This is a genomic window from Shewanella septentrionalis, from assembly GCF_025370265.1.
In the GTDB taxonomy this organism is placed as follows: Bacteria; Pseudomonadota; Gammaproteobacteria; order Enterobacterales; family Shewanellaceae; genus Shewanella; species Shewanella hafniensis.
In genome coordinates, this window is sequence record NZ_JAMTCC010000004.1 from 38,442 (window position 1) to 63,835 (window position 25,394).

Below are 25,394 nucleotides of genomic sequence, written 5' to 3' on the forward strand. Positions count from 1 at the left end.
CGAGCTGTGAACTTATGTTTATCATACGGGTCAGATGTTCCGTTATCCGTTATCCGTTATCCGTTATTTGCTATAGGTGATATTTGAATTCTACCGCTAAGCCATTTTTTACTCGAATGGTGACCTTACTGATAGCCATTATCGTGCTGCAATTTGCTGGCGCGAATTTGGGTGCGCATCAGTTACATGCGGGCAATGGCGCGGAAGAAGCCGATAATCATCCCCATCTGCAATTTAGCGCCCAAGTGACGACTTTGGCCCAATGTGTCGATTGCGTTTGCCCAAGCGAGCAAGCCCTTGGCTTTGCCGATATTGGTGCAAGTATTGATGTGCTAGGCAATAACGCGGGTGAAAATCATGCCAGTGAATTGCATTCCCACTTAGTGAAAACCACTGAATTACAAGATTTTGACCTGTGCCTCGATTGCCAATGCCATGGCGGCCATGTGGCGCTGTTATCTCCTGGGCTAAGCCAGCCTGTGCAAGCGTTAGAAAGCGTCTTTCTCGCTGCTAATGTATCCTATTTCCAGCCCGATAATTTACCTAAGTACCGTCCTCCAATAGCTTAATCCCCCAATATCCAGCTTATTCCTCGGTCTAAGGATCTTGATTCATTCTATTGAATCTCAATCTATTTCGCCGTGCGATAAGCCATTTATATTCATCCCGCAAATGCGATTTAACTGATGCTCAGCAGCGTGAGTTGTTGTGCCAGGCATCGGCCTTTTAGCCATGCGATGTGTTGGTTATGCATAGCTTAAGTTACGCATAGTGTTAGCTATGTATTGCTTGGCGGGATGATTCGATCGGCGCTTATTTGCCATGCTCAGAACGATAGGATTGCTTTGTATTGAGCTATTTCAAATGAAGCTCAAATCTAGCTGTCTTACATTGGGCGCAAAAGTCAGCCGATCCACATTCGATATTGTTAGGATTTGCGATGAACAAAACGACTCTCGCCCGTACCTTGGCTTGCCTGTTTCGATCGGGCTTGCTGAGCTGCGGATTAGTATTGGCTGCCGGATTGCTAGCCTTTGCCCTCGCGGCAGAAAATGACACTCTTGAAGTCTTCCTTGAAACCAAAGCCCTTGAAACCAATCCCTTGGAAACCAATGCGCTTGAAACCAAAGCCCCTGAAGCCGAGGTATTTAAAGCTCAATCCCTGGGCTTACCCGCCAAAGAAACCGACACGCCATATGTCGCCTTTGGCCAATGGTTGCCCGCGTTACTCACACAGTTCAATCAGTTACCTGAAGTGCAGGCGCAGCTTACACGGCAGCAGCAAGCAGAGCTTGCCATTCAGGCGGCGGATCGCGCCGTGTATAACCCTGAGCTTGGGCTTAACTATCAAAATGCCGACACAGATTCCTACAGCTTAGGCCTGAGTCAAACATTAGATTGGGGAGATAAGCGCGGCGTGGCGACAAAACGTGCCGAGCTTGAAGCCCAAATCCTGTTCGCTGACATAGGTTTAGAGCGTAACCAAATGTTGGCCGAACGCTTACTGGCGTTGGCAGAACAGGCACAAAGTCGTAAAGCGCTGACCTTTGTCGAGCAGCAACTCAGGTTTACTAAGGCGCAGCTCGGCATTGCCAAGCAGCGGTTGGCGGCGGGGGATTTGTCTAACGTTGAGTTGCAATTGATGCAACTCGAATTAGCAACCAATACCGCCGATTATGCCTTAGCCGAGCAGGTAGCTTTAGTGGCTGACGGCAAAGTGATTGAGTTGCTTGGGGATAATAATCTCGCCTTTAGTGAGTTCATCAAGGAGATCCATGTCTTCGTGGCTCAGGCTAAGCAAGCGCCAGCGCCCGAGTTGAGCACCTACAAATCAACTTTGCCAGCACTGGCGAGCGCTTACCAACAAGTGCTGTTGGCGCGAGTCAATGCCATGCAAGTCAAGGCTGATACGTCAGCGGACCCGACCATTAGCCTAGGCGCAGAAAAGGAGGGCACGGACAATAAGCTCGGGGTCGGTGTATCGATTCCTCTGCAAGTTCGCAATAACTACAGTGAGTTACAAGCAGTGGCCGATAAGGGTATCGCGATCGCCGAGCAAGGCTATCTTGCCCGTGAGCGAGTACTTACCGCCAAGCAGAAACACGTCCTCTACGCGTTACCGCGTTTACTTGAGCGTTACCAAGACTGGCGCGAGTTAGTACAAGTGTCCGGTGCCAAAGCCGCTAAATCCTTAAGCCAACAATGGCAAGCGGGCGATGTGAGTACCAGCGAGTACTTGCAGAGTCGCCGTCAGTTGGCCGCCAGTTATTTGGTGGGCTTGAATCTAGAAACGGCCATTTATCAGAGCTGGTTAACGTGGATGGGCGAAAGCGGTCAGCTTATGCCCTTTTTGAATGGTACGGCTGAACAGATCAGCCAAGCACCTTCACACATGCCAAATGCCGCCGCGCGCACAGTAAACCAATGAGGTAACCCAAATGAATTCACATAACCACTTTAACGCTATCGAGTCTTATCCAGTTGTAATGTCAGAAACTGCTGCGCCTGACATCATTGCGTCTCAAATCACTGCACCTGAAATCACAGTACCTGCAAAGCGGCAGTTCACGCTGTCGACACTCGCCCTCGCATTATGTGTGCTCGGCTCTGCTGTGCTTTTCACCGCCCAACCTTCATGGGCAGGGGACGATCACGGTTCAGCTACTCAAACTGAGCAAGCGGATGAACACGGTGCACAGGCCCTGAAATTGACCCAAGTGCAGCAAGCATTGGCGGGCATTAGCTTGTTACCCCTGTCGAGCGATAGCTTGAATATCGCCAATTTGAATCTGGATATCAGGGCGACGGCGACCTTAGTGGTGGATCGCGATCGCACCGCGACCCTTGCGCCGCAGCTCGATGTGCGTGTGTTGGCGCGCCATGTGGTGCCGGGGCAAGAAGTCAAAAAAGGTGAGCCTTTACTTACCTTGGGTGGCTCAGCCGTTGCGCAGGCACAGGCGGACTACATCAATGCTGCTGCTGAATGGAGCCGAGTTAAGCGCATGAGTGAAGGTGCGGTTAGCGTTAGTCGGCGGATGCAGGCTCAGGTGGATGCCGAACTTAAACGGGCAATTTTAGAGGCGATTAAGATGACGCCCGCGCAAATTCGCGCTCTGGAATCGACGCCCGAAGCCATCGGCAGTTATCAACTTTTAGCGCCGATTGACGGACGAGTGCAGCAAGATATCGCCATGTTAGGCCAAGTATTTAGTGCGGGCACGCCGTTAATGCAGCTGACCGATGAGTCCTATCTGTGGGTTGAGGCGCAGTTAACGCCCACCCAAACCGCGCATATCACTGTCGGCAGTGCGGCCTTAGTGCAAGTGGGGGATAAAACACTGGCGGGCAAGATCATAGGTCGCTCCCATGAACTCGATAGCGTGACTCGCACCGAGCAAGTGCTGGTGAGTATGTACAATCCTGATCATGTGCTGCATGCGGGGCAATTTGCCGAACTCTACTTTGCCAATACTGTCGCCAACTCTGCTGATAAGGCAGGTGGAATCGTGCTGCCCGATGCGGCGCTGACCCGTGGCGGCGATGGCGACTGGCAGATTTTTATTCAAGATGAGGATGGCTTCGAGTCCATTGAGGTAGAAGTGGTGCAGCGTCAGCGCGGCTTGAGTCTAGTACGTGGACCTGAGCTTGAAAAAGCCCAGCAGGCAAAGCTCAAGGTCGTGGTGGCTGGCGCGTTCTTCTTGGCGTCCGAGCAGGCGAAAGCAGGCTTTGATATCCATAACCATTAATGTCGCCACTGAACGCTTGAGGAATTTTCTATGTTGCAAAAAGTGATCGAAGCCGCGATTAGAAATCGGCTGTTAGTGGTGTTGGCCTTGCTCGCCATGATAATGGCAAGCGTGGTGATGCTGCCTAAATTGAATCTCGATGCCTTTCCCGATGTGACTAACGTGCAAGTGACTATCAATACTGCGGCCGAAGGGTTAGCCGCAGAAGAGGTGGAAAAGCTCATTAGTTATCCGGTGGAATCGGCCATGTACGCCTTGCCGGCGGTGACAGAGGTACGTTCCTTGTCGCGTACCGGCTTGTCGATTGTGACTGTGGTATTTGCCGAAGGGACGGATATTTACTTCGCCCGTCAGCAAGTGTTTGAGCAGTTGCAAGCGGCGCGGGAGATGATCCCAAGCGGCGTCGGTGTGCCCGAGATCGGCCCGAATACTTCGGGATTAGGACAGATTTATCAGTACATTCTGCGCGCCGAACCTAGCTCAGGTATCGATGCCGCCGAGCTGCGCAGTTTGAATGATTACCTTGTAAAACTCATCATGATGCCCGTCGGCGGCGTGACGGAAGTCTTGTCCTTTGGTGGTGATGTGCGCCAATACCAGGTACAGGTCGACCCGAATAAATTGCGCGCCTATGGCTTGTCGATGGCGCAAGTCACCGAGGCATTAGAGAGCAATAACCGCAACGCTGGCGGTTGGTTTATGGACCAAGGCCAAGAGCAACTTGTGGTACGCGGCTACGGCATGTTGCCCGCAGGAGAACAAGGCTTAGCGGCGATCGCACAGATCCCGCTTACGGAGGATAAAGGCACGCCCGTGCGGGTGGGCGATATCGCTCAGGTGAATTTTGGCAGTGAAATCCGTGTTGGCGCTGTGACTATGACGCGCCGCGATGAGGCTGGCAAAGTACAAAACCTCGGCGAAGTGGTGGCGGGGGTCGTGCTTAAACGCATGGGCGCCAACACCAAAGCGACTATCGATGATATCGGCGCGCGGGTGAGTCTTATCGAGCAGGCCTTGCCCGATGGCGTGTCTTTTGAAGTGTTTTACGATCAAGCCGAACTGGTCGATAAGGCCGTGACGACAGTGCGCGATGCGCTGTTAATGGCCTTTGTGTTTATCGTAGTGATTTTGGCGCTGTTCCTCGTCAATATCCGTGCGACCTTGCTGGTGCTCTTGTCTATTCCTGTGTCTATCGGGCTCGCGCTCATGGTGATGTCCTACTATGGATTGTCGGCAAACCTGATGTCGCTGGGCGGTTTAGCGGTGGCGATTGGTATGTTAGTCGATGGTTCCGTGGTGATGGTGGAGAATATTTTCAAACACTTAACTCAGCCCGATCGTCGACATTTGCTGGAGGCGAGAACGCGCGCCGATGGTGAGGCAGACCCATATCATAGTGATGAGGACGGTGGTCAGCAGGCCAATATGGCTGTGCGCATCATGCTCGCGGCCAAAGAGGTGTGTAGCCCAATCTTCTTTGCGACGGCGATCATCATAGTGGTATTTGCACCCTTGTTTGCCCTCGAAGGCGTTGAAGGCAAGCTGTTCCAGCCGATGGCGGTCAGTATCATTCTGGCAATGATATCGGCGCTGCTGGTGGCCTTGATTGCCGTGCCAGCCCTTGCTGTGTATCTGTTTAAGCGGGGTGTGGTACTCAAACAAAGCGTGGTCTTAGCGCCGCTGGATGCGGCTTATCGCAAGCTACTGACGGCAACGCTTGCTAGGCCAAAGGTAGTGATGCTCAGTGCCTTATTGATGTTTGCTTTGAGCCTCTTATTGCTACCAAGGCTGGGTACCGAATTTGTGCCTGAGCTGGAGGAAGGTACGATTAACCTCAGGGTCACGCTGGCACCAACCGCGAGTTTGGGCACGTCTTTGGCGGTCGCGCCCAAGCTTGAAGCTATCTTGCTGGAGTTTCCCGAGGTGGAATATGCCCTGAGCCGCATTGGTGCGCCTGAGCTTGGCGGCGATCCTGAGCCTGTGAGTAATATCGAGGTTTATATTGGACTTAAGCCAATATCTGAATGGCAATCGGCAAGCTCGCGCTTAGCGCTGCAACGCCTGATGGAGGAAAAACTCAGTGTGTTCCCCGGACTCTTGCTGACTTTCTCGCAGCCGATCGCAACTCGGGTAGATGAATTACTCTCGGGGGTAAAAGCCCAGTTAGCGATCAAAATTTTCGGCCCAGATTTAGCCGTGTTATCGGAGAGAGGCCAAGCGCTCACCGATCTTGTCGCGAAAATCCCCGGTGCCGTCGATGTGTCATTAGAGCAAGTGAGTGGAGAAGCGCAATTGGTTGTGCGGCCAAAGCGCGAGTTATTGGCGCGCTACGGGATTAGTGTCGATCAAGTGATGAGCCTTGTCAGCCAAGGCATTGGCGGCGCGAGTGCAGGTCAAGTGATCGACGGCAACGCCAGATACGACATCAATGTGCGTCTCGCGGCCGAGTTTCGCACTAGTCCGGATGCCATTAAGGACTTATTACTCAGCGGCACGAATGGCGCCACTGTGCGCTTAGGCGAAGTCGCCAGCGTCGAAGTGGAAATGGCGCCGCCAAATATTCGCCGTGACGACGTGCAGCGCCGAGTGGTAGTGCAGGCCAACGTGGCGGGGCGTGATATGGGCTCTGTGGTGAAAGACATTTATGCTTTAGTGCCACAGGCTGATTTACCCGCAGGATATACAGTGATCATTGGCGGCCAGTATGAGAATCAGCAGCGAGCGCAGCAAAAGCTGATGCTAGTGGTGCCAATTTCTATCGCCTTGATTGCTTTGCTGTTGTACTTCTCCTTTGGGTCATTCAAGCAAGTGTTACTCATCATGGCGAACGTGCCCTTAGCCTTGATTGGCGGCATAGTGGCCCTGTATGTCAGTGGCACTTATTTGTCAGTGCCTAGCTCAATTGGTTTTATCACCTTATTTGGCGTGGCTGTGCTCAACGGTGTGGTGCTGGTGGATTCGATTAATCAGCGCAGGCAAAGCGGCGAAGCACTCTATGATTGTGTTTATGAGGGCACTGTGGGGCGTTTGCGCCCCGTGTTGATGACGGCATTGACCTCGGCCTTAGGCTTGATCCCGATCCTATTGTCATCGGGGGTTGGCAGTGAGATCCAAAAGCCGCTGGCAGTGGTGATTATCGGCGGCTTGTTTAGCTCGACGGCGCTGACCTTGCTAGTGTTGCCGACCTTATATCGCTGGTTATATCGCGGCGACAAGCACATCGATGAACTCGATTAACCTCAGATAAGCCGTTATCGTGGGCAATAACTTGTTATATTTCGGGTTATTGCCCACATTGTAGACAGAATTATCAGATTGACTAAAAGTCTAAAAATCAGCGAGCTATCGCGCCCTGGTTGGGCTAATCTTAAAGTCGACATTTAAGGACGTTAATTTCTGGAGAGCGTTATGATCGCTGTAATTTTTGAAGTCATCCCGACACAAGAAGGGAAGGAAGAGTATCTGCACGTGGCGGCTGAGATGCGCCAATATTGATACCCAAATAATCTCTAGATACGAGTTTCAGAGCGTCCAGGGTGCTCCAATTCAAGGCGCATCAATGACAGAATGTCGGCTACCTTTTGAATTGATGCAACACAGAAGTGGAGTGCCCTGGGTGCTCCGTCCCGGCGGGTTTTAACGCACTTTATGCTGTGTTGACTATTTTTAACTTAGCCCACTAGGTCTGCAAATAGCCGCCTTGCCTAAAGTGCGTTAAATTCCCGCTGAATCCTGCATCTTGAGGTTGTTTGGGTATCTTGGTCGTAAGGGATTAATTTCGATCGAACGTTTTCAGAGTTTAACCGACGATGGCAAAGTGCTGAGCCTGTCGTTTTGGGAAGACCAAGCTTCTATCACCCAATGGCGCAATCAGATGGCCCACAGCATTGCTGAGCAAACGGGCATAGTGCCGTGTTTGTTTAACTCTTATCGCATTCGAGTGGCTGAAGTGGTGCAAGATTACAGTGAAACTGTGCACATTGAAGCTGAGTAATCGCTTATCTGCTTGATGTGAAACATCGCCGATATAAAAACAAAACCCATCGAGTTCGATGGGTTTTTTATGATCTGCGCTTTAGATTAGGCTTATTTTTCTTGCTGAGCTTTCAGTAGATCGCGGATCTCAGACAGCAGTTCTTGATCTTTAGTCGGTGCAGCGGGGGCTTTAGGCGCGACTTCTTCTTTGCGCTTTAAGCGATTGATTGCTTTGACGCCCATAAAAATAGCGAAGGCGATAATCGTAAAGTCGATAATGGTTTGAATGAATTTACCATAAGCAATGACGACAGAAGGTGCATCGCCTTGAGCTGCCTGCAGCACTATGCTCAAATCACTAAAATTCACTCCGCCTAAAATGATACCAATCGGTGGCATTATGATATCGGCCACGAAGGACGAGACTATCTTGCCGAATGCGGCACCTATGATGATACCAACGGCCATGTCGATCACATTGCCACGGGACGCAAAAGCCTTGAACTCTTTAATTAAGCTCATTAGGTTTCCTCCAAAATTGAGATTAAATGTTAAATTTTATTATGCAAACTGTATCAGGAAAACCTAAGGTCTTTTGCTGCCTGTTACCTTGCCAAGCTTATAGAGGCTTAAGGATTAAGGCAATTATGACATAGCGGATTTATCCCTATGGCTGCGATTTAAGCTTTACAAAGTTATAGTTGTTACTGTTTTGATCGTTTTATTTGTTCGATTTTGTTTATTCGCCCTGATCGGCTTGGCCGATAAAATCGGGCACTTCCAATACTTGCGATCCCCAACGTTTAAATAATGCGGAATAGATGAACTCGATAAAGACGCGGTATTTTCGGGGTAAGTAGGCACGCTGTGGATAACTGAGCACGACCTTAGTTTGGACCATAGGATAGTCATCAAGCAGCGGGATTAAGTAGCCTTTTTCTAATGCTACTTGGGCAATGATGGAGGGCACCGCTGTGATCCCAAGCCCCGCAATGGCGGCCTCGCGGGCTAAAGTGACATTGTTTACTGTCAGTTGAGTCATGGGCTCGGCGACAATCCAAGTTTTGCCATCGAATAACTTCCATGCTCCTTCAATATGCGCCGACTGTAAGCGGATCGCTTTATGTTTGGCTAAATCCTGTGGCACTTTTGGGGTGCCGTGCTCGGCCAAATAAGCAGGGCTTGCCATTAACGATTTATGGGCGTTGACTAAGGCATAGCTTTGCAAGCGAGTGTCGCCAGAATCGGCAATTTGAAATAACAGATCGATACCTTCTTCTATGACATCGACCTTACGATTGGTGAGTTCAGCCTCTATGGTGATATCGGGGTAAAGCGTTAAAAACTGAGCGAAAATCGGCCCTAAAAACAATTGGCCTAATTCAATTGGGCAGACAATTTTTAGATTGCCTTTGATCAATTGCTGCTGGGCGCTGAGCTGATTTTCGGCGCTCTGCAGATCGCTGAGGATCTTATTGATCCTGTTGTAATAACTTGATCCTGCTTCGGTGAGTTTTAGGGCTCTGGTGGTGCGAAATAACAGTTGTGTGCCAGTATCGGCTTCGAGTTCGGCTATCTTGCGACTGACGGTTGCCTTAGTGATCCCAAGGGCTTTGGCGGCGCCAGTAAAGCTGCCTTGTTCGACCACTTGAGCGAAAATTTGCACGCGATTGAGATCCATCATTGTTACACCTGTGAAACAGTGGGTTGATTTTTTACTGGCTAATAAACTTAGTGAGACAGTAGTACACTAGATATCACTAATCAAGGAGTCATTCATGTCCAAAAGTAAACTCATTATCGCCGTTCCACTGTTACTCGCTGCGGTTGCGGGAGGCGGTTATTACTGGTGGACACAGGTACGTTTTATCGAAACCACTGATAACGCTTATGTTGAGGCCGATATTTCCCATATCAGCGTTAAAGTGCCCGGCTACGTCGTGTTAAGCGATGTGACCGATAACCAGCATGTGCAAAAGGGAGAGTTATTAGCTCAGCTCGAAGATAACCAATTTAGCGCCAAAGTGAGTCAAGCCGAAGCCTCACTGGCAAGTTCGAAGGCGGACTTGCAAACCTTAGCCGCTAAGGTGGAGTTACAACGGGCGTTAATCACCCAAGCCAGTGCCGGTGTTGTGGCGGCTGAGTCAGATAAAATACGTGCACAGCAACAATTGAGCCGCTCGAAAAAGCTTAAAGTCAGTAATTACAGCTCTCAAGATGATGTCGATCAACTGCAAGCGGGATTCGATTCTGCCGCCGCCCGCCTCGATGAAGCCAAAGCCGTGTTAGTGGCAAAGCAACGCGAGTTAGCGGTTTTTAATGCCCAATTAGATCAGGCAGGTTCTGTGGTAGAACAGGCCGATGCGACCTTAGAATTGGCGAAAATTCAATTAAATGATACCCGTGTGACCGCACCTTTTTCTGGGGTGATTGGTAAACGTGGCGCTATGGTGGGGCAGTACGTGCAACCCGGCCAAGCACTCTACAGTTTGGTTCCGGATGGGGCAGTGTGGATCACGGCGAACTTTAAAGAGACCCAGATCCAACACATGCAACCAGGACAGTCGGTGCAGGTCAGTCTCGATGCGTTTCCCGACAAAACCTTTATAGGTGTTATCGATAGTCTGTCACCGGCGTCCGGAGCCAAATTCAGTTTACTGCCGGCGGAAAATGCTACAGGTAACTTCACTAAAATCGTCCAACGTATTCCCGTGCGTATTCGCTTAGATTTGTCTGAGGAAGAAGCACACATGCTACCGGGCTTAAGTGCGGTCGTGAAAGTGGATACGGCGTCGGGTCCAGCTACATCGGCAATCGCTGCAAATACAGGTCGTTAGTATGAGCGCAACTGGCTCTATCACTGCGTCTGCTGGTATGGAGGCGCAGGGCATCAGTGCACCTAACAAGCCTAGCGATTATGAGCGTGGCAGTCGCCGCTCATGGATCGCCGTATTTGGTGGGTTGATCGGCGCCTTTATGGCGATCCTCGATATTCAAATCACCAATGCATCGATGAAGGAGATTCAAGGCAGTCTTGGGGCAACGCTCGAAGAAGGCAGCTGGATTTCAACCGCGTATCTGGTTGCCGAGATGATCGCTATTCCGCTCTCTGGTTGGCTTAGCACTGGATTGTCGGTCAGGCGTTATCTGTTATGGACCACGGCTGCTTTTATCTTTGCTTCCGTACTTTGTTCTATGGCGTGGAACTTAGAGGCCATGATCGCCTTTCGGGCGCTACAGGGCTTCTTTGGCGGTGCGCTGATTCCGCTGGCCTTTAGGCTTATCCTTGAGTTTTTACCCGATAACAAGCGTGCCGTCGGCATGGCGTTATTTGGCGTGACGGCGACCTTTGCGCCTTCAATCGGCCCGACCTTAGGCGGTTGGTTGACCGAGCAATTTAGCTGGCATTATCTGTTTTATATCAACGTGCCACCGGGCTTGTTGGTGATGGCGATGTTGGCCTACGGTTTAGAAAAACAGTCGGTCGTTTGGGATAAGCTGAAGAATGTCGATCTGGCGGGTATAGTCACTATGGCGTTGGGTATGGGTTGCCTTGAAGTGGTGCTGGAAGAAGGTAACCGCAAGGACTGGTTTGGCTCGGAACTCATTCGTAATCTGGCCATTATTGCCGTAGTCAATCTGGTGTTGTTTGTTTGGATCCAGTTAAGGCGTAAAGAACCGTTAGTGAATTTGCGCCTGCTCGGTAAGCGTGATTTTGTGCTCTCAACAGTTGCGTACTTTTTACTGGGGATGGCACTATTCGGCGCGATTTATTTGATCCCGCTTTATCTATCGCAAGTCCATGATTACACACCGTTAGAGATTGGTGGCGTGATTATGTGGATGGGATTTCCGCAGCTATTAGTCTTGCCCTTAGTGCCAAAATTAATGGAGCGCTTCGATAGTCGTTATCTCGCCGCCTTTGGTTTTTTAATGTTCGCCATTAGCTATTACATGAATAGCCAGATGACCGCAGATTACGCCGGACCGCAGATGATCGCCTCGCAAGTGGTGCGGGCCTTAGGTCAGCCGTTTATTCTGGTGCCTATTGGTATGCTTGCGACCATGCATTTGAAACCCCATGAAAATGCCTCGGCGTCGACGGTATTAAACGTAATGCGTAACTTAGGCGGCGCCTTTGGTATTGCGCTGGTCGCGACCCTATCAGACACGCTGGCGCGCGGACATTTGGCTCATATTAAGGAATCCTTACCCGCAGTGAGCACGCAAGCGCAGGACTATTTAGCCCAAAGCGCAAGCATGTTGCAGGCGGGAGGTTCAGATCCCTATACCGCCGCCGCGCAGGCGAAAGCTTTGCTGGGCAAAACCATGAGTCAGCAAGCCTATATTCAGGCCTATAACGATGTGTTTTACATCATGGGTGCTCTGCTACTCATCGCTGTATTTGCCGTGCTGTTGATCCGTAAACCGACTGGGCCTGTGGCCCACGATGCCATGGTTGAGTAATAACGTTTTTCGTTATCCTGTTGTTGCCATAGATTTCCCCAGAACTATTGGTTTGCGCAACAGTTTTGCGCCTTAGTCCTCGCGGATTAAGGCGCTTTTTTATGGTCTTTATGCTGTGGTAGACTCAAAGCTCTTTTTCGATGATTTGCAGAGGGATAATCGTTTGCAGTGGCAAAATCTTACATTTAATCAATTAAATGCCAATACCCTATACGACATATTGAAGTTAAGAGTCGATGTGTTTGTGGTCGAGCAGGCCTGTGCTTATCCTGAGCTTGACGATAAGGATAGGCACCCAGAAACCCAGCATTTAATTGGCTTATCGCCAGACGGAGAACTGCTTGCCTACGCGCGTATTTTACCGCCGGGGCTGAGTTATCCAGAGGCGAGTATCGGCCGCGTGGTGGTATCACCAGCGGGTCGAGGCAAAGGGCTAGCTATGCCTTTAATGCAGCACGCCATCGAATCGGCATTGACGACTTGGCCCGATGCGGGGATCCAAATTGGCGCCCAAGATTACCTTAAAGCCTTTTATCAAAAGCTTGGCTTTGTCGCCTGCTCTGAGATGTATTTAGAAGATGGTATTCCCCATTTAGATATGCGCTACCATTCAGCATAAGCGGCTATCAATATGAGTTATCTACATCAATTATCAGCATAAGCGATCAACAAAAGCTAGGCACATAAGCATTTAACATTAAGCCAATAAGGAACCGAGATGTCGACTTCTACGGACTATAAAATCAATCAACAACAAATTGCCTGCGTGGCGAGTTTTCTGGCTAAATAGGGCAAAACCGAAGCGTTGATCGCGGCGCTCGCGAGCCTTATTCCTGATACCCGCCGCGAAGCGGGTTGTATTCGTTACGAGCTCAATGTGAGCCGTGATGAACCACGCCGTGTGACGTTTGTAGAAAAGTTTGTCGATATTGCCGCCTTCGATGAGCACTGTGCTAAAGACGCCATTCAACATTATTTCCACCAAGTGATGCCCGAATTGGTTGAGTCGTTCCATGTGGAAACCTATCACCAAATCATTGTTTAACCGTGAGACCAATCATTAGGAGCTTGCAGTGTTGATTAACTATATCGAGCCAGTATTTAGACCGCCATCCGAATGGAAGTCATTGATACTGCAAGTGACTAATGGTTGCAGTTGGAACCAGTGCAGCTTTTGCGACATGTATACTCAGCCGCAAAAAGCCTTTCGGGCACAAAAGCTCGACAAGGTTGAGCAGGATATTTTGGCCGTTGCGCAGTCTGGCGCCCCCGTTTCTCGGGTATTTTTGGCCGATGGCGATGCCATGAGTTTGCCCTTTGCGCGCCTCGAAGCGATTTGTGAGCTGATCAGCCGCCACTTGCCGCAGGTGACTCGCATCAGCAGTTATTGTTTGCCGCGCAATCTGAATAATAAAACCCCAGAGCAACTCGCACGTCTGCGCGAACTCGGGTTGTCTTTACTCTATGTGGGTTGCGAAAGTGGTGATGACGAAGTGCTCGCCAAAATCCAAAAGGGCGAAACCTTCGAATCATCCTTAGCGGCACTGCTTAAAATCCGCGCGGCGGGGATGAAGTCATCTGTGATGATCCTTAATGGTTTAGGCGGTGTCGCGCTATCCCATCAACATGCGGTTAATTCGGCCAAGTTAATGAATGCCGCCCAGCCCGATTATTTATCCACATTGGTAGTCACTTTACCGCTAGGCACGGAGCGAATGGACGCGGTATTTGGCGGGCAATTTCAGTTGCCGGATCAAATGGGCTTGTTCCAAGAAATGCACACCTTATTGGATCATTTGGAATTAGAGCAAACGATATTTAGATCCGATCATGCCTCTAATTACCTTGTGCTAAAAGGAGTATTAGGTAAGGACAAGGCCAAATTGCTGGCACAGGTTGCACTCGCCATCAATGCGCCGCGAAGCATTCCCTTAAGGCAAGAATGGCAGCGCGGACTCTGATTGTGTCATGCGTGAGTGATGAGTCGTTAAGCTTCCACTCGGAATTGTAAGCTCATTTTATTCGGGCTTCGTGGCTTAGGTGGTTTCGGGTTGGCATAAGGAGAGGGCCTCTTCTAACCAGTTGAAGAACGCCAATTCATTGTTGCCAAGCCTTTCCGTATGACTCAACAACACATAATGATGCCCTGATGGGATAAAGCCAAATGGCGCGATGAGCCTGCCGCTTGTTAGGTCGTCAACAATCAGGGGATACGAGCCTATGGCGCCTCCGAGTCCATCAACCGCTGCCTGCAGGCAGAAATAGAAATGTTCGAAGGATTTCGACTTGTTGGTTGAGAAGTTGTGCCCCGAACGCTGTGACCAATCCGACCATGCAGAGGGCCGAGAGTCGCTATGCAGCAGGACAATATCGTCCCAGTTTTGCTGAATTTGCCGCCAATATTCAGGCGAAAACACCGGTCCAACCCACTCATTAACTAAATTGTGCTTGCTGTATTCAGGGGGGATATGAAAATCGTCTCGCCGAATGGCTAAAGATAATCCGGATTCTGCCAGTTTGACTGGCCCGCCAGCCGTCGATAACCGAACGTCTATGCCTGTTAGTTGGAAAAAACTAGCTAGCCGCGGCATTAACCAGCGCATGGTGAGTGTGGGTTCACAGGAGACCTCAAGATAATGATGGCTCTCCCGAGTCAGCTGCTTTACCCCACTATCTAAGGTGTTAAAGGCTATATCTGTGTAGCGCTTGAGCAATTCTCCTTCTTGAGTGAGACACATCCCTCGGCCTTGCTTATAAAACAATATTTGCGATAAGTGGTTTTCCAAGAGTTTTATTTGCTTACTGACCGCGCCGTGAGTGATATGCAATTTCTCTGCGGCCTGGCTGTAACTCGAGGACTCGGCCGTAATGTGAAATACATAGAATGCTTTTAAATGTCTCATATGTGACTTTTTCTCACGGTTTTAGTGCCTTCTTTTCGATTATAACTTACCAGCGACTCGATACAATTACCGCTTGCTAATAAACCCTTAGGAGCGGAAATGGAGTTATTGAGTATTGTGATATTTGGGCTGCTGATTGTGGTTAGCCCAGGTGCCGATTTTGTGTTGGTCTTTAAAAATAGTGCCATGTATGGCAGAAAAGCGGGGATGTTGACGGCCCTTGGAATTGGCGCGGGAGTTTGTGTCCATATTAGCTATTCAATCATTGGGATCAGTCAGTTAATTGCCAACAATGCCGGATTATTTAGCCTAGTGAAATATGTGGGAGCAGCGTATTTAATCTATCTTGGGATCACAGGTTTATTGACTGCCAAGCTCACCTTAGATTATGGGACTCAGCTTGTTAAACCGGTAGAAAATCGAAAGTACATTATGCAAGGATTTTTATGTAATGTACTGAATCCTAAAACGATGATTTTCTTTTTAAGTGTATTTAGCCAGCTGATTTCATCCCATAGTGACGGCTTAGGATTCGTCATCAGCTATGGTGTTTATATCGCAGTGTTACACGGGATCTGGTTCTGCATCGTTGCATATTTAGTGACATCAGCCAAAGCCACTCGAGTATTGAAACGTTTTGGTCATAGGATTAATCAGGCCTGTGGTGTGGGTCTTATAACCTTTGGTGCTATATTATCAACTAACGCTTGAAGCTGATTTCTTCCCCCCTGAGGTGATAGGTTTTAGTCCAGTTTTTAACTCGGTCTAAAGTTGACTTAAACTCACAGTTAATTCGAATGGCCTCAGTGGAGGAAGATATATTCGTTAGGGTTCCCTTAAGCCAGCATCACATGTCTATTATGGATTGCTCAGAATGTTGAGCCAATTCATGCCACTGTGCTGGCTATCTCAAGGTTAATGGAAAGGTTAAGGAAAAAACCTAGCCAACCAATGGACGGCAAAATAAGGGCTAGCGAAACAGTGGGGCTAAAAAGGAGGGGGGATTGAGATAAGAGTGCTGTTGCTCCAAGCACTATAAGTGATATCTCCAATTTTTTATCAGGCTACAAAGTTTCACTTCAAGATCTGCTCAATCGGTCCTCTCCATCTAAATACTGCAAAAAATCACTTAACATATATGTTTTTTCATATATGCTTTATTCCATATGTAATCTGATCATTTTGGGAGCACTCGATGCAACCTGTCGCATTTTTTAAGGCACTTGCCGATGAGACTCGGCTTAAATGCCTACTGCTAATCCAGCGTGAAGGTGAATTATGTGTGTGTGAGCTGATGGCTGCGCTGTCTGAGAGTCAGCCTAAGGTCTCGCGCCACTTGGCTCAGTTGAAAAAGGCTGGGTTGTTGGTCGATAGACGCCAAGGTCAATGGGTGTTTTATCGGATCAATGCTGAGATCGCGCCTTGGTGCCAGCAGGTGCTTGGCCAAACCTGTGATGATAACGACAGCTTTTTGCAGGAGAACGTGCGTAATCTTTGTCAGATGGGCGGTCGACCCGATCGCCTTAAGGCTTGCTGCTAAGTTGAAAATAGGTGTGTGATATTTTCTATTAGGATAAGAGTTATTTGAGGCAGTTATGGGAATTTTTGAGCGTTATTTAAGTGTTTGGGTAGGGCTGAGTATTCTTGCTGGAGTTGTATTAGGGAATGTTGCACCTAGCGTATTTGCGGCCGTTGCTGCGCTAGAATTTGCTCATGTTAACTTAGTGATAGCCCTGTTTATCTGGATCATGATTTATCCCATGATGGTGCAAATTGATTTTTCCGCAGTGAAAAATGTCGGTAAGGCACCGAAAGGACTGGTGGTAACACTCATCATCAACTGGTTAGTCAAACCTTTTACTATGGCATTGTTAGGCTGGTTATTTTTCAAGTTAGTATTTGTCGATTTAGTTGACCCTCAAACTGCCAGTGAATATATCGCGGGAATGATACTGCTTGGAGTAGCTCCTTGTACTGCTATGGTGTTTGTGTGGAGCCAATTGACTAAAGGTGATCCTAATTACACGTTAGTGCAAGTCTCTGTAAACGATATCATTATGGTGTTTCTATTCGCGCCACTCTCTGCATTATTGTTAGGTGTGCGTGATATCCAAGTGCCGTGGGAAACCCTACTACTTTCCGTTGTACTTTATGTGTTATTGCCTTTGATTGCGGGTGTCGCGACTCGCAAGCGACTAGAGGCTCGCCATGATGCGAGTGCTGTGCCGCACCTGCGAGCATGATAGGTTCTTCAAACTTTTTTGAGCTGGCGGTCGCCGTAGCCATTTCATTATTTGGTCTGCACTCTGGAGCTGCCTTAGCGACTGTGGTTGGGGTGTTGGTTGAAGTGCCTGTGATGTTGTCGCTGGTGTATTTTGCTAATCGTACGCGGCACTGGTTTTAATCTTAAGTAATAGCATGATGTAAGTCGATATTTCATTAAGGATCAATATGTTCCAAATATTTACTGATTTTGCGACTTGGCTAGTGTACGGCGTGTTTGGCCTAGAGGCGGGTTCGGCCTTGGGCGGAGCTGTGCATTTTTTTGTTGAAGATGTCAGTAAAATTTTCGTATTGCTGGTGGTGATGATTTATTTCATCGCCTTGCTGCGGGCTTCTTTAGATGTTGAGCGAGTTCGAGATTATTTAGCGGATAAGAATAAGGGGGTAGGTTATTTACTGGGGTCGATTTTTGGCGCCATTACGCCTTTTTGTTCTTGCTCGAGTATCCCTGTCTTTTTAGGTTTTACCTCGGCCGGGATCCCCCTTGGGATCACTATGGCCTTCTTGATCACTTCTCCTTTGATCAACGAGGTCGCCGTGCTGCTGCTCATCAGTTTACTCGGCTGGAAATTTACCTTGCTATATGTGGCTGTGGGCATGACAGTGGGTATGCTCGGCGGACTATTGTTAGATGCGATTAAGGCCGAGCGTTGGTTGCAGTCCTTCGCCGCCGAAGCCCTCGTTCGTGGACGCCAGATGGCGGCATCGAATGAGGTTTCTACCACTGAGCGGGTCTTATCTTTATCTGAACGTCATGAATTTGCTAAAGCTGAGGCGGTTGAGATTTTTGGCCGCGTCTGGAAGTGGGTCATTATCGGCGTGGGTCTTGGCGCTGCCTTGCACGGTTTTGTGCCTGAGGGTTGGGTTGAAACCCATTTAGGCCAAGGCCAATGGTGGTCTGTGCCTGCGGCCGTATTAGTCGGCATTCCCCTGTATTCCAATGCGACTGGCATTATTCCTGTGATGGAAAGTTTGCTGGCGAACGGCCTGCCTATTGGTACAACGCTGGCGTTTTGTATGAGCACAGTGGCTGCCAGTTTCCCCGAGTTTATTTTACTGAAACAAGTGATGCAGTGGCGCCTGTTGGCGCTGCTGTTGGTTGTGCTATTGACGGCATTTACGTTAGTAGGTTGGATTTTTAATTTTGCAGCACCGTATCTTTAAGGAAATAACATGAAACAAGTCAAAGTATTAGGTAGTGGTTGCGCTAAATGTAGTAAAACCGCCGAGATGATTGCGGACATATCAGAAGAAATGGGCGTGGATGCGATTGTGAAAAAGGACACAGATCCGCAAACCCTGTTGAAATTTAACGTAATGAAAACCCCCGCAGTCGTGATCGATGGTGAGTTAATCCACAGCGGCTCAGTACCGACCCGAGATGAAATTGAAGGATGGCTAAGGGAGTAAATTAGCCGCCATTATCGTTGAGCAAGACTTGCTTTTGGCCTAGCAATAATCGTCGTTAACAAGATGCGCCATTGTCATCCACTAGGGTTGGCAATGGCGATGTTATCACTTAAGTAAAAAGTCCGTCTTATTCATAACATATTAAAAATTAACAATATAAATTTAAAATCAACATATTGGGATATCATCATGGCAATCAAAATCGGCATTAATGGCTTCGGCCGTATGGGGCGTTTAGCACTGCGCGCGGCATGGGACTGGGATGAGGTGGAGTTTGTGCAGATCAACGATCCCGCAGGCGATGCCCATACATTGGCACATTTACTCGAGTTTGATTCTGTCCATGGCCGTTGGCGTTATCCCGTGACGGCGAATGCCGATGCGATCCAGATCCAAGATAAAGCCATTCGCACCACACGCAATAAAGCCATTGCCGAGACCGATTGGTCGGGATGCGATGTAGTGATTGAAGCCTCCGGGGTGATGAAAACCAAAGCCTTATTACAAGCCTATTTAGATCAAGGTGTTAAGCGGGTGGTTGTCACTGCTCCCGTAAAAGAAGAGGGCGTGTTAAATGTGGTGATGGGCGTGAACCATCAACTATACGATCCTGCCATTCATCCCATAGTGACCGCTGCATCTTGTACCACTAATTGCCTTGCGCCTGTGGTGAAAGTGATCCACGAGCAGATCGGCATTCGGCATGGTTCTATGACCACTATCCATGATATTACCAACACCCAAACTATTCTTGATGCGCCGCATAAAGATTTACGCCGCGCCCGCGCCTGTGGTTTGAGTTTAATCCCAACCACCACTGGCAGCGCGACAGCAATTACTCATATATTCCCAGAGCTTAAGGGTAAACTTAATGGTCATGCCGTGCGGGTACCACTGGCTAATGCCTCGCTGACGGATTGTGTATTCGAGCTTGAGCGCGCCGTTACCGAAGCGGAAGTGAATGCGCTACTTAAAACCGCCGCCGAGGGTGAGCTTAAGGGGATTTTAGGCTATGAAGAGCGGCCGCTGGTGTCGGTGGATTACAAAACCGATCCGCGATCGAGCATTGTTGATGCGCTCTCGACCATGGTGATTAATGGCACTCAACTTAAGCTCTATGTGTGGTACGACAATGAATGGGGCTACGCTAACCGTACGGTAGAGCTCGCCCGTTTAGTCGGCCAGCTTGATTTGCCGCGCTAGGAGAGCTTAATGTCTGCCGCCAAGCACTTTGATCAACTAATGCAATTGCCCGCTGCTGTGCGGCAATATTTGCTGATCACTTTCAATTATTGGAGTTTTACCTTAACCGATGGCGCACTGCGGATGTTAGTGGTGCTGCATTTTCACGACCTTGGCTACAGTCCGCTAGCGATCGCTATGCTGTTTTTGTTCTACGAGATTTTTGGCGTAGTGACCAATCTACTGGGCGGCTATCTTGGTGCGCGTTTAGGGTTAAATCGCACCATGAACTTGGGTCTTGGGATGCAAGTGTTTGCCTTAGCCATGTTATTAGTGCCGGCGGCGAGTTTACCTTTGTGGCTCGCCGGCGTGCCTTGGGTGATGGCGGCGCAGGCGCTTTCTGGAGTTGCTAAAGATCTCAATAAGATGAGTGCAAAAAGCGCGATCAAACTGCTAGTGCCAAAAGGCGAGCAGGGCAAGCTTTATAAGTGGGTTGCCTTGTTAACGGGTTCTAAAAATGCCCTCAAGGGTGCGGGATTTTTCCTCGGCGGCGCCTTGCTTGCGTTACTAGGGTTTGAGCTGGCGATCGCCACTATGGCGAGCATGCTCGGACTCGTATGGTTACTCAGTTTAGTGATGCTGAAAAAGGATCTAGGTAAAGCCAAGAATAAGCCTAAATTTACGGAGATTTTCTCTAAGAGTCGCAGCGTGAACATTCTCTCGGCGGCACGATTATTCCTGTTTGCCGCCAGAGATGTGTGGTTTGTGGTGGCGCTGCCTGTGTATCTGGCGAGTAAATTTGGCTGGGATCATTGGGCGGTGGGCGGCTTTTTAGCTGTGTGGGTTATTGGCTATGGCATAGTGCAAACTTTGGCACCTAAGATCACAGGGAATCATGAACACCAAGGCTTAGCAGTCGGTGCTGTACCCGATGGTCGCAGCGCGTTAATTTGGGCCAGTTTGCTGGCCTTTGTGCCAGCGCTCATTGCCAGCGCGATACAGTTTAGTTTTTACCCTGAAGCCAGTTTGTTGTTGGGCTTAATGTTATTTGGTGCCCTGTTTGCAGTGAACTCGTCGCTGCACAGTTACTTGATTGTAAGTTACGCCAGTGAAGAGGCGGTATCGCTGGATGTGGGTTTCTACTATATGGCCAATGCTATGGGGCGTTTGGTCGGCACTGTGCTGTCTGGCTTAGTGTATCAAGCCTATGGTTTAGCTGCCTGTTTGTGGATTTCGACTGCTTTTATCGGCATCACTGCTATGATTTCGATTAAGTTACCTCGGCAAGCTGTGGAATAAGTGCTAATGCAAAAGCGGCCTAAGACATCAAAACATAACTCTAAAGGTGCGTGTCTGCGGCGTTTTTGGCGCAGCCTGTGTATGAGTTTAGGCTTGTGCTTAAGTTTGTTAGCCTTACCTCTTTACGCCGCTCAAACGCAGCCCGCGTTAATTCCGGCATTAACACCCGTCGCGGATTGGAAAAACTTAACTTACATCACCCAAGCCTTCAGCGAAATTGCCCTTAAAAATGAGTATGACGTGGCGAAACACCGGGTGCGTAAGTGGCGCATTCCGGTACGAGTATTTGTCGAACACCAAGTGGGCGACAGGGCGCTGCACACTCAATTAGTACGGATGCACTTAGCGCACTTAGCCGAGATTACGGGTCATGATATTCAGCTGGTGGATACGCTCTTGGATGCAAATCTGCACTTAGTGTTTACCCGTCAATCCCAATGGGAGAGCGAGGTTACCCGCTTAATGGGGCCAAGTTCGGCGAAAAATGTCCACGGCTCAGTGTGTATGGCCAAGTTTGCCCTTAATGCTAAGAGTGAAATTGAACGCGCATGGGTGATCATTCCCGTTGATCAGGCGCAAATGCACGGTAAGTTAGTGGCTTGCGTAGTTGAGGAAATTACTCAAGTGCTCGGGCTGCCCAATGATTCTGAAAAAGTATTCCCCTCCATTTTTAACGATAAAACCCCGCAGGATTTACTTACAGGGCTCGATTTCATTCTGCTTAAATTGCTCTATAGCCCGAATATTCGCGCTGGTATGACGGCCGCTGAGGTCAAAGCGCCATTGCTGTTCTTGCTCGAACAATGGCAGCGTGATGGCACCCTAATCCATGCCGATAAAACCGTGCGTCAAGGCCAGTTATACCCTTTATTAGGTTATTGATGTTTGAGTGTTACTGCGAAAGTTGACATTGCTCGCATGCGACCAATTAATCCTTTTTCTTTGAGTAATAAGGGCATAGTCTAGCTTTATACAAGGTAAAAACGTTGGAGGGACACCATGCGAATGACACTGCAGTTTTTAGGAGCGACAGAGGAAGTGACCGGCTCATGCCATTTACTCTCGGTCGATCATGAACACTTATTACTCGATTGTGGTTTGATCCAAGGTGGTAAAGCGGATGAACTGCGTAATCATGATCCCTTCGCCTTCGACCCTGAGTCTATTTCCGCTGTTGTGCTCAGCCATGCCCATATCGACCATTCAGGGCGTTTACCACTCTTAGTTAAAGCGGGTTTTGATGGGCCTATCTACACCCATAAAGCCACGGCAGAACTGTGCGCCATCATGCTCAAAGATGCGGCTATGCTGCAGACTCGTGATACAGAAAGGGTCAATAAAAAGCGCGCTAAACATGATCTTGAACCCTTAGAACCGCTCTTCACCGTTGAAGATGCCGAACAGGCCATCACCCAATTTGTGCCGCTTGAATACGGCCAAGTAACTCGGGTCATTCCCCATGTGGATATTTGTCTCTCAGATGCGGGGCATATTTTAGGTTCAGCCTTAGTCGAGCTGTGGTTAGGCGAGGGCAAGTCCCAGAAAAAAGTCGTTTTCAGTGGCGATCTTGGCCGTGCGGGTATGCCGATTTTACGCAATCCGACCTTAGTGGATACGGCGGATTTAGTGTTAATGGAAAGCACCTACGGCAACCGTTTTCACCGCAGTTGGACGGATACCTTAGCCGAGTTGAAAGACATTTTTGCTAAGACAGTCAACGAGAGCCAAGGCAATATCTTGCTGCCAGCTTTCTCGGTTGGACGGGCGCAGGAGTTATTATATCTCTTTCATTTATATGCTAAAGAATGGGATCTCGGCCGCTGGAAAATCTGTCTAGATAGCCCCATGGCAATTGAGGCGACTCGCGTCTACGTCAATAATTATCCGCTGATGGATGAGGATTTTAAACGTTTTACCCGCCAACATCCTGGGCAGCATCCGCTGTTGTCGAATGTCGAATTTATCCAGACGACCGAAGAGTCGATGGCGCTGAATGAAGTGCATAAAGGATTGATCATTATAGCGGGGAGCGGCATGTGTAACGGTGGGCGTATTCGTAGCCACTTAGAGCATAATCTATGGCGTCCTGAATGCGATGTGATCATCTGTGGTTATCAAGCCCTTGGCACACCGGGACGAGCCTTGGTCGACGGTGTTGAGGAGCTGACTATCCACGGAAATAGCATCAAAGTCGCGGCAAAATTACACACAGTGGGCGGGCTTTCTGCCCATGCGGATCAAGCTGAGTTATTGCGTTGGTATCGCCACTTTGAAGGCCAACCGCCGCTGATTTTAGTCCACGGAGAACCCGATGCGCAGCATGGATTGGTCGATGTGGTTAACCAAGACCCTAAGACTAAACCTCAAGCCACTGCGATAGCGACCCACGGCGACAGGTTAGATTTAACCGCGCTGCCACAGTTAGTGTGGAAACCAGCTTAAGTTAATTATCCTACATAGCCGCGTATTGCTCGAGAGACTCCCTGCATACTCAATGCGGGGATTTTTTATTTATGTTACAAATCAATATCTCACCGCTCGGCAACGACTCTGCGTGCCAATCCATTTCAGATAAATTCGCAGATGATTTAGATTTCCAATTGTTAACTATTCGTTGTAATCTGAGGTGCAACTGTTAGATTGGCTCCTTGATATGTCGTGTTCGTTAGGCCAAGTCCTAATCCGACGGCGTCAGTCAAACTATAACAATAACAAGCAATCACGAGGTTTGAATGGAAGCGATTACGGAGTTTGTTGGCCTGATTAATGGCTTTGTCTGGGGCACACCTATGTTGGTGATGATCTTAGGCGTTGGTTTGTTTCTTTCCCTCGGGCTGAGATTAATGCCCATTCTGAAGTTAGGCACAGGCTTTAAGTTACTCTGGTCTGGCCGTATTCCCGATAAAGATAAAAATGTGAAAGGGGATGTGAGTCCGTTTAATGCGTTGATGACTTCCCTTTCAGCCACCATTGGTACGGGGAATATTGCAGGTGTGGCGACGGCAATTTTTGTCGGTGGCCCAGGCGCGTTATTCTGGATGTGGTGCACCGCATTAGTTGGCATGGCGACTAAGTATTCTGAGGCTGTGCTGGCGGTTAAATTTCGCGAAGTAGACGATCAGGGTAACCATGTCGGTGGCCCTATGTATTACATTAAAAATGGTCTTGGCAAAAAGTGGGCTTGGTTGGGCACTCTATTTGCGATTTTTGGATCACTCGCTGGCTTTGGTATTGGTAACACAGTACAAGCCAACTCAGTCGCCGCAGCATTAAGCAGCAACTTCGGCGTTCCGGCTTGGGTGTCTGGCGTGGTGATGATGCTGCTGGTCGGCGCGGTATTGATGGGGGGTATTAAGCGTATCGCTGAAGTTGCCGGTAAGTTAGTGCCATTTATGACGATTTTTTATATCACTGCTGGCCTAGGTGTGTTGGTGGTGCATATTCAAGACGTACCAGCTGCATTCGCCCTAATTATTCACAGCGCTTTTAATCCAGTGGCAGCCCAAGGTGGTTTTGCGGGCGCAGCTGTGTGGGCGGCGATTCGTTTTGGTGTGGCGCGCGGCGTATTCTCCAACGAAGCGGGTTTAGGTAGTGCGCCGATAGCCCATGCTGCGGCACAAACCAATAATCCCGTGGCGCAGGGGCTGGTGGCTATGCTCGGCACTTTTATCGATACTATCGTGGTTTGTTCGATTACAGGTTTGGCGATTGTGGTTTCTGGTTCTTGGACCTCGGGTGAAAATGGCGCCGCGCTGACGTCATACGCTTTCTCCCATGCCTTGCCTCTGGGTAATTATATCGTGGCTATCGCCTTGTCTATCTTTGCCTTCACCACCATTATTGGCTGGAGTTTCTACAGCGAAAAATGTGTGCAGTATCTCTTTGGTATTAAAGCGGTAAAACCTTTTAGGTTGCTATGGACCATAGCCGTGCCACTAGGCGCCGTTAGCTCGTTAGATTTTATTTGGTTATTGGCTGATACCTTAAACGCCATGATGGCCATTCCTAACTTAATCGCCTTGGCACTGTTAAGCCCTGTGGTCTTTGGGTTAACACGGGAATACTTCATTAAAAAGCGTGCCGATGAAGCAGCAAAAGCCCAATCTTAATCTGATGAATAAAGTTGAGT

21 protein-coding genes and 2 pseudogenes are annotated in these 25,394 nt (G+C 49.0%); 20 read left to right on the forward strand and 3 right to left on the reverse strand.

Annotated features, from left to right (window positions below):
* Positions 1 to 116 precede the first annotated feature (116 nt).
* The 5 genes from NE536_RS03150 (at position 117) to NE536_RS03170 (ending at position 7,740) form a co-directional block, all read left to right on the forward strand.
* A complete protein-coding gene (locus NE536_RS03150; RefSeq protein WP_071940016.1) occupies positions 117 to 569 on the forward strand; it encodes a hypothetical protein in 453 nt (150 codons plus the stop codon).
* A gap of 371 nt (positions 570 to 940) precedes the next feature.
* Positions 941 to 2,428: a TolC family protein gene (locus NE536_RS03155; protein ID WP_261271777.1), complete on the forward strand. Its 1,488-nt coding sequence runs from the start codon at positions 941 to 943 to the stop codon at positions 2,426 to 2,428.
* A 10-nt stretch (positions 2,429 to 2,438) separates the two neighbouring features.
* Positions 2,439 to 3,746, forward strand: a complete 1,308-nt coding sequence (locus NE536_RS03160; RefSeq protein WP_261271778.1) for an efflux RND transporter periplasmic adaptor subunit — start codon at positions 2,439 to 2,441, stop codon at positions 3,744 to 3,746.
* Positions 3,747 to 3,776: 30 nt separating this feature from the next.
* On the forward strand, positions 3,777 to 6,983 hold the full coding sequence (locus NE536_RS03165) for an efflux RND transporter permease subunit (RefSeq protein WP_261271779.1): 3,207 nt from the start codon (positions 3,777 to 3,779) through the stop codon (positions 6,981 to 6,983).
* 502 nt (positions 6,984 to 7,485) lie between these two features.
* Positions 7,486 to 7,740: an antibiotic biosynthesis monooxygenase family protein gene (locus NE536_RS03170; RefSeq protein ID WP_226058288.1), complete on the forward strand. Its 255-nt coding sequence runs from the start codon at positions 7,486 to 7,488 to the stop codon at positions 7,738 to 7,740.
* A 92-nt stretch (positions 7,741 to 7,832) separates the two neighbouring features.
* On the opposite strand, the gene mscL is transcribed toward NE536_RS03170, so the two are convergent.
* Positions 7,833 to 8,243 (reverse strand): large-conductance mechanosensitive channel protein MscL, encoded by a 411-nt coding sequence (mscL, locus tag NE536_RS03175; protein ID WP_006084265.1) that lies wholly within the window; start codon positions 8,241 to 8,243, stop codon positions 7,833 to 7,835.
* A 217-nt stretch (positions 8,244 to 8,460) separates the two neighbouring features.
* Complete coding sequence (locus tag NE536_RS03180) at positions 8,461 to 9,405, reverse strand: LysR family transcriptional regulator (protein ID WP_261271780.1); 945 nt, start codon at positions 9,403 to 9,405, stop codon at positions 8,461 to 8,463.
* Positions 9,406 to 9,499: 94 nt separating this feature from the next.
* Between NE536_RS03180 and NE536_RS03185 the strand changes: the two genes are divergently transcribed.
* The 5 genes and pseudogenes from NE536_RS03185 to NE536_RS03205 all read left to right on the forward strand — a co-directional run bounded on the left by NE536_RS03185 (position 9,500) and on the right by NE536_RS03205 (position 14,149).
* A complete protein-coding gene (locus NE536_RS03185) occupies positions 9,500 to 10,558 on the forward strand; it encodes an HlyD family secretion protein (RefSeq protein ID WP_006079965.1) in 1,059 nt (352 codons plus the stop codon).
* Between the two features lies 1 nt (position 10,559).
* Positions 10,560 to 12,188 (forward strand): DHA2 family efflux MFS transporter permease subunit, encoded by a 1,629-nt coding sequence (locus NE536_RS03190; protein ID WP_063883653.1) that lies wholly within the window; start codon positions 10,560 to 10,562, stop codon positions 12,186 to 12,188.
* Between the two features lie 163 nt (positions 12,189 to 12,351).
* Complete coding sequence (locus NE536_RS03195; RefSeq protein WP_006084261.1) at positions 12,352 to 12,807, forward strand: GNAT family N-acetyltransferase; 456 nt, start codon at positions 12,352 to 12,354, stop codon at positions 12,805 to 12,807.
* Between the two features lie 99 nt (positions 12,808 to 12,906).
* Positions 12,907 to 13,233: pseudogene (locus NE536_RS03200) on the forward strand (putative quinol monooxygenase).
* A 28-nt stretch (positions 13,234 to 13,261) separates the two neighbouring features.
* A complete protein-coding gene (locus tag NE536_RS03205; protein WP_261271781.1) occupies positions 13,262 to 14,149 on the forward strand; it encodes a radical SAM protein in 888 nt (295 codons plus the stop codon).
* Positions 14,150 to 14,224: 75 nt separating this feature from the next.
* Here the strand turns inward: NE536_RS03205 and NE536_RS03210 are convergent, their stop codons facing one another.
* Positions 14,225 to 15,091 carry a LysR family transcriptional regulator gene (locus NE536_RS03210; RefSeq protein WP_261271782.1) on the reverse strand — a complete coding sequence of 289 codons (867 nt, stop codon included), beginning with the start codon at positions 15,089 to 15,091 and terminating at the stop codon, positions 14,225 to 14,227.
* 99 nt (positions 15,092 to 15,190) lie between these two features.
* Here NE536_RS03210 and NE536_RS03215 point away from each other — a divergent pair, with 99 nt between their 5' ends.
* From NE536_RS03215 to NE536_RS03260, 10 genes and pseudogenes are all read left to right on the forward strand, one after another.
* Positions 15,191 to 15,802, forward strand: coding sequence for a LysE family translocator (locus NE536_RS03215; protein WP_261271783.1), 612 nt, complete (start codon positions 15,191 to 15,193; stop codon positions 15,800 to 15,802).
* 484 nt (positions 15,803 to 16,286) lie between these two features.
* Positions 16,287 to 16,631 (forward strand): metalloregulator ArsR/SmtB family transcription factor, encoded by a 345-nt coding sequence (locus NE536_RS03220; RefSeq protein ID WP_012090298.1) that lies wholly within the window; start codon positions 16,287 to 16,289, stop codon positions 16,629 to 16,631.
* Positions 16,632 to 16,686: 55 nt separating this feature from the next.
* Positions 16,687 to 17,495 (forward strand): annotated as a pseudogene (locus NE536_RS03225) (arsenic resistance protein).
* 47 nt (positions 17,496 to 17,542) lie between these two features.
* Positions 17,543 to 18,538 (forward strand): permease, encoded by a 996-nt coding sequence (locus NE536_RS03230; RefSeq protein WP_261271784.1) that lies wholly within the window; start codon positions 17,543 to 17,545, stop codon positions 18,536 to 18,538.
* A 9-nt stretch (positions 18,539 to 18,547) separates the two neighbouring features.
* Entirely contained in the window at positions 18,548 to 18,784 is a 237-nt protein-coding gene (locus NE536_RS03235; protein WP_055648658.1) for a thioredoxin family protein, read from the forward strand.
* Between the two features lie 189 nt (positions 18,785 to 18,973).
* A complete protein-coding gene (locus tag NE536_RS03240) occupies positions 18,974 to 19,987 on the forward strand; it encodes an ArsJ-associated glyceraldehyde-3-phosphate dehydrogenase (protein WP_261271785.1) in 1,014 nt (337 codons plus the stop codon).
* Positions 19,988 to 19,996: 9 nt separating this feature from the next.
* Positions 19,997 to 21,265, forward strand: coding sequence for an organoarsenical effux MFS transporter ArsJ (gene arsJ / locus NE536_RS03245; RefSeq protein WP_261271786.1), 1,269 nt, complete (start codon positions 19,997 to 19,999; stop codon positions 21,263 to 21,265).
* A gap of 6 nt (positions 21,266 to 21,271) precedes the next feature.
* A complete protein-coding gene (locus tag NE536_RS03250; RefSeq protein ID WP_261271787.1) occupies positions 21,272 to 22,147 on the forward strand; it encodes a DUF2927 domain-containing protein in 876 nt (291 codons plus the stop codon).
* A 117-nt stretch (positions 22,148 to 22,264) separates the two neighbouring features.
* Positions 22,265 to 23,707, forward strand: a complete 1,443-nt coding sequence (locus NE536_RS03255; protein WP_006079980.1) for an MBL fold metallo-hydrolase RNA specificity domain-containing protein — start codon at positions 22,265 to 22,267, stop codon at positions 23,705 to 23,707.
* Between the two features lie 290 nt (positions 23,708 to 23,997).
* Entirely contained in the window at positions 23,998 to 25,374 is a 1,377-nt protein-coding gene (locus tag NE536_RS03260) for an alanine/glycine:cation symporter family protein (protein ID WP_006079981.1), read from the forward strand.
* The last annotated feature ends 20 nt before the right edge of the window (positions 25,375 to 25,394 follow it).

Excerpts from the sequence above, each read along its gene's own strand:
- NE536_RS03165 (WP_261271779.1), top strand. The coding sequence starts at position 3,777 with ATGTTGCAAAAAGTGATCGAAGCCGCGATTAGAAATCGGCTGTTAGTG.
- NE536_RS03215 (WP_261271783.1), top strand. The coding sequence starts at position 15,191 with ATGGAGTTATTGAGTATTGTGATATTTGGGCTGCTGATTGTGGTTAGC.
- mscL (WP_006084265.1), bottom strand. The coding sequence starts at position 8,243 with ATGAGCTTAATTAAAGAGTTCAAGGCTTTTGCGTCCCGTGGCAATGTG.
- NE536_RS03190 (WP_063883653.1), top strand. The coding sequence starts at position 10,560 with ATGAGCGCAACTGGCTCTATCACTGCGTCTGCTGGTATGGAGGCGCAG.
- NE536_RS03260 (WP_006079981.1), top strand. The coding sequence starts at position 23,998 with ATGGAAGCGATTACGGAGTTTGTTGGCCTGATTAATGGCTTTGTCTGG.
- NE536_RS03180 (WP_261271780.1), bottom strand. The coding sequence starts at position 9,405 with ATGATGGATCTCAATCGCGTGCAAATTTTCGCTCAAGTGGTCGAACAA.
- NE536_RS03185 (WP_006079965.1), top strand. The coding sequence starts at position 9,500 with ATGTCCAAAAGTAAACTCATTATCGCCGTTCCACTGTTACTCGCTGCG.
- arsJ (WP_261271786.1), top strand. The coding sequence starts at position 19,997 with ATGTCTGCCGCCAAGCACTTTGATCAACTAATGCAATTGCCCGCTGCT.
- NE536_RS03235 (WP_055648658.1), top strand. The coding sequence starts at position 18,548 with ATGAAACAAGTCAAAGTATTAGGTAGTGGTTGCGCTAAATGTAGTAAA.
- NE536_RS03250 (WP_261271787.1), top strand. The coding sequence starts at position 21,272 with ATGCAAAAGCGGCCTAAGACATCAAAACATAACTCTAAAGGTGCGTGT.
- NE536_RS03160 (WP_261271778.1), top strand. The coding sequence starts at position 2,439 with ATGAATTCACATAACCACTTTAACGCTATCGAGTCTTATCCAGTTGTA.
- NE536_RS03230 (WP_261271784.1), top strand. The coding sequence starts at position 17,543 with ATGTTCCAAATATTTACTGATTTTGCGACTTGGCTAGTGTACGGCGTG.
- NE536_RS03150 (WP_071940016.1), top strand. The coding sequence starts at position 117 with ATGGTGACCTTACTGATAGCCATTATCGTGCTGCAATTTGCTGGCGCG.
- NE536_RS03240 (WP_261271785.1), top strand. The coding sequence starts at position 18,974 with ATGGCAATCAAAATCGGCATTAATGGCTTCGGCCGTATGGGGCGTTTA.
- NE536_RS03255 (WP_006079980.1), top strand. The coding sequence starts at position 22,265 with ATGCGAATGACACTGCAGTTTTTAGGAGCGACAGAGGAAGTGACCGGC.
- NE536_RS03220 (WP_012090298.1), top strand. The coding sequence starts at position 16,287 with ATGCAACCTGTCGCATTTTTTAAGGCACTTGCCGATGAGACTCGGCTT.
- NE536_RS03155 (WP_261271777.1), top strand. The coding sequence starts at position 941 with ATGAACAAAACGACTCTCGCCCGTACCTTGGCTTGCCTGTTTCGATCG.
- NE536_RS03210 (WP_261271782.1), bottom strand. The coding sequence starts at position 15,091 with ATGAGACATTTAAAAGCATTCTATGTATTTCACATTACGGCCGAGTCC.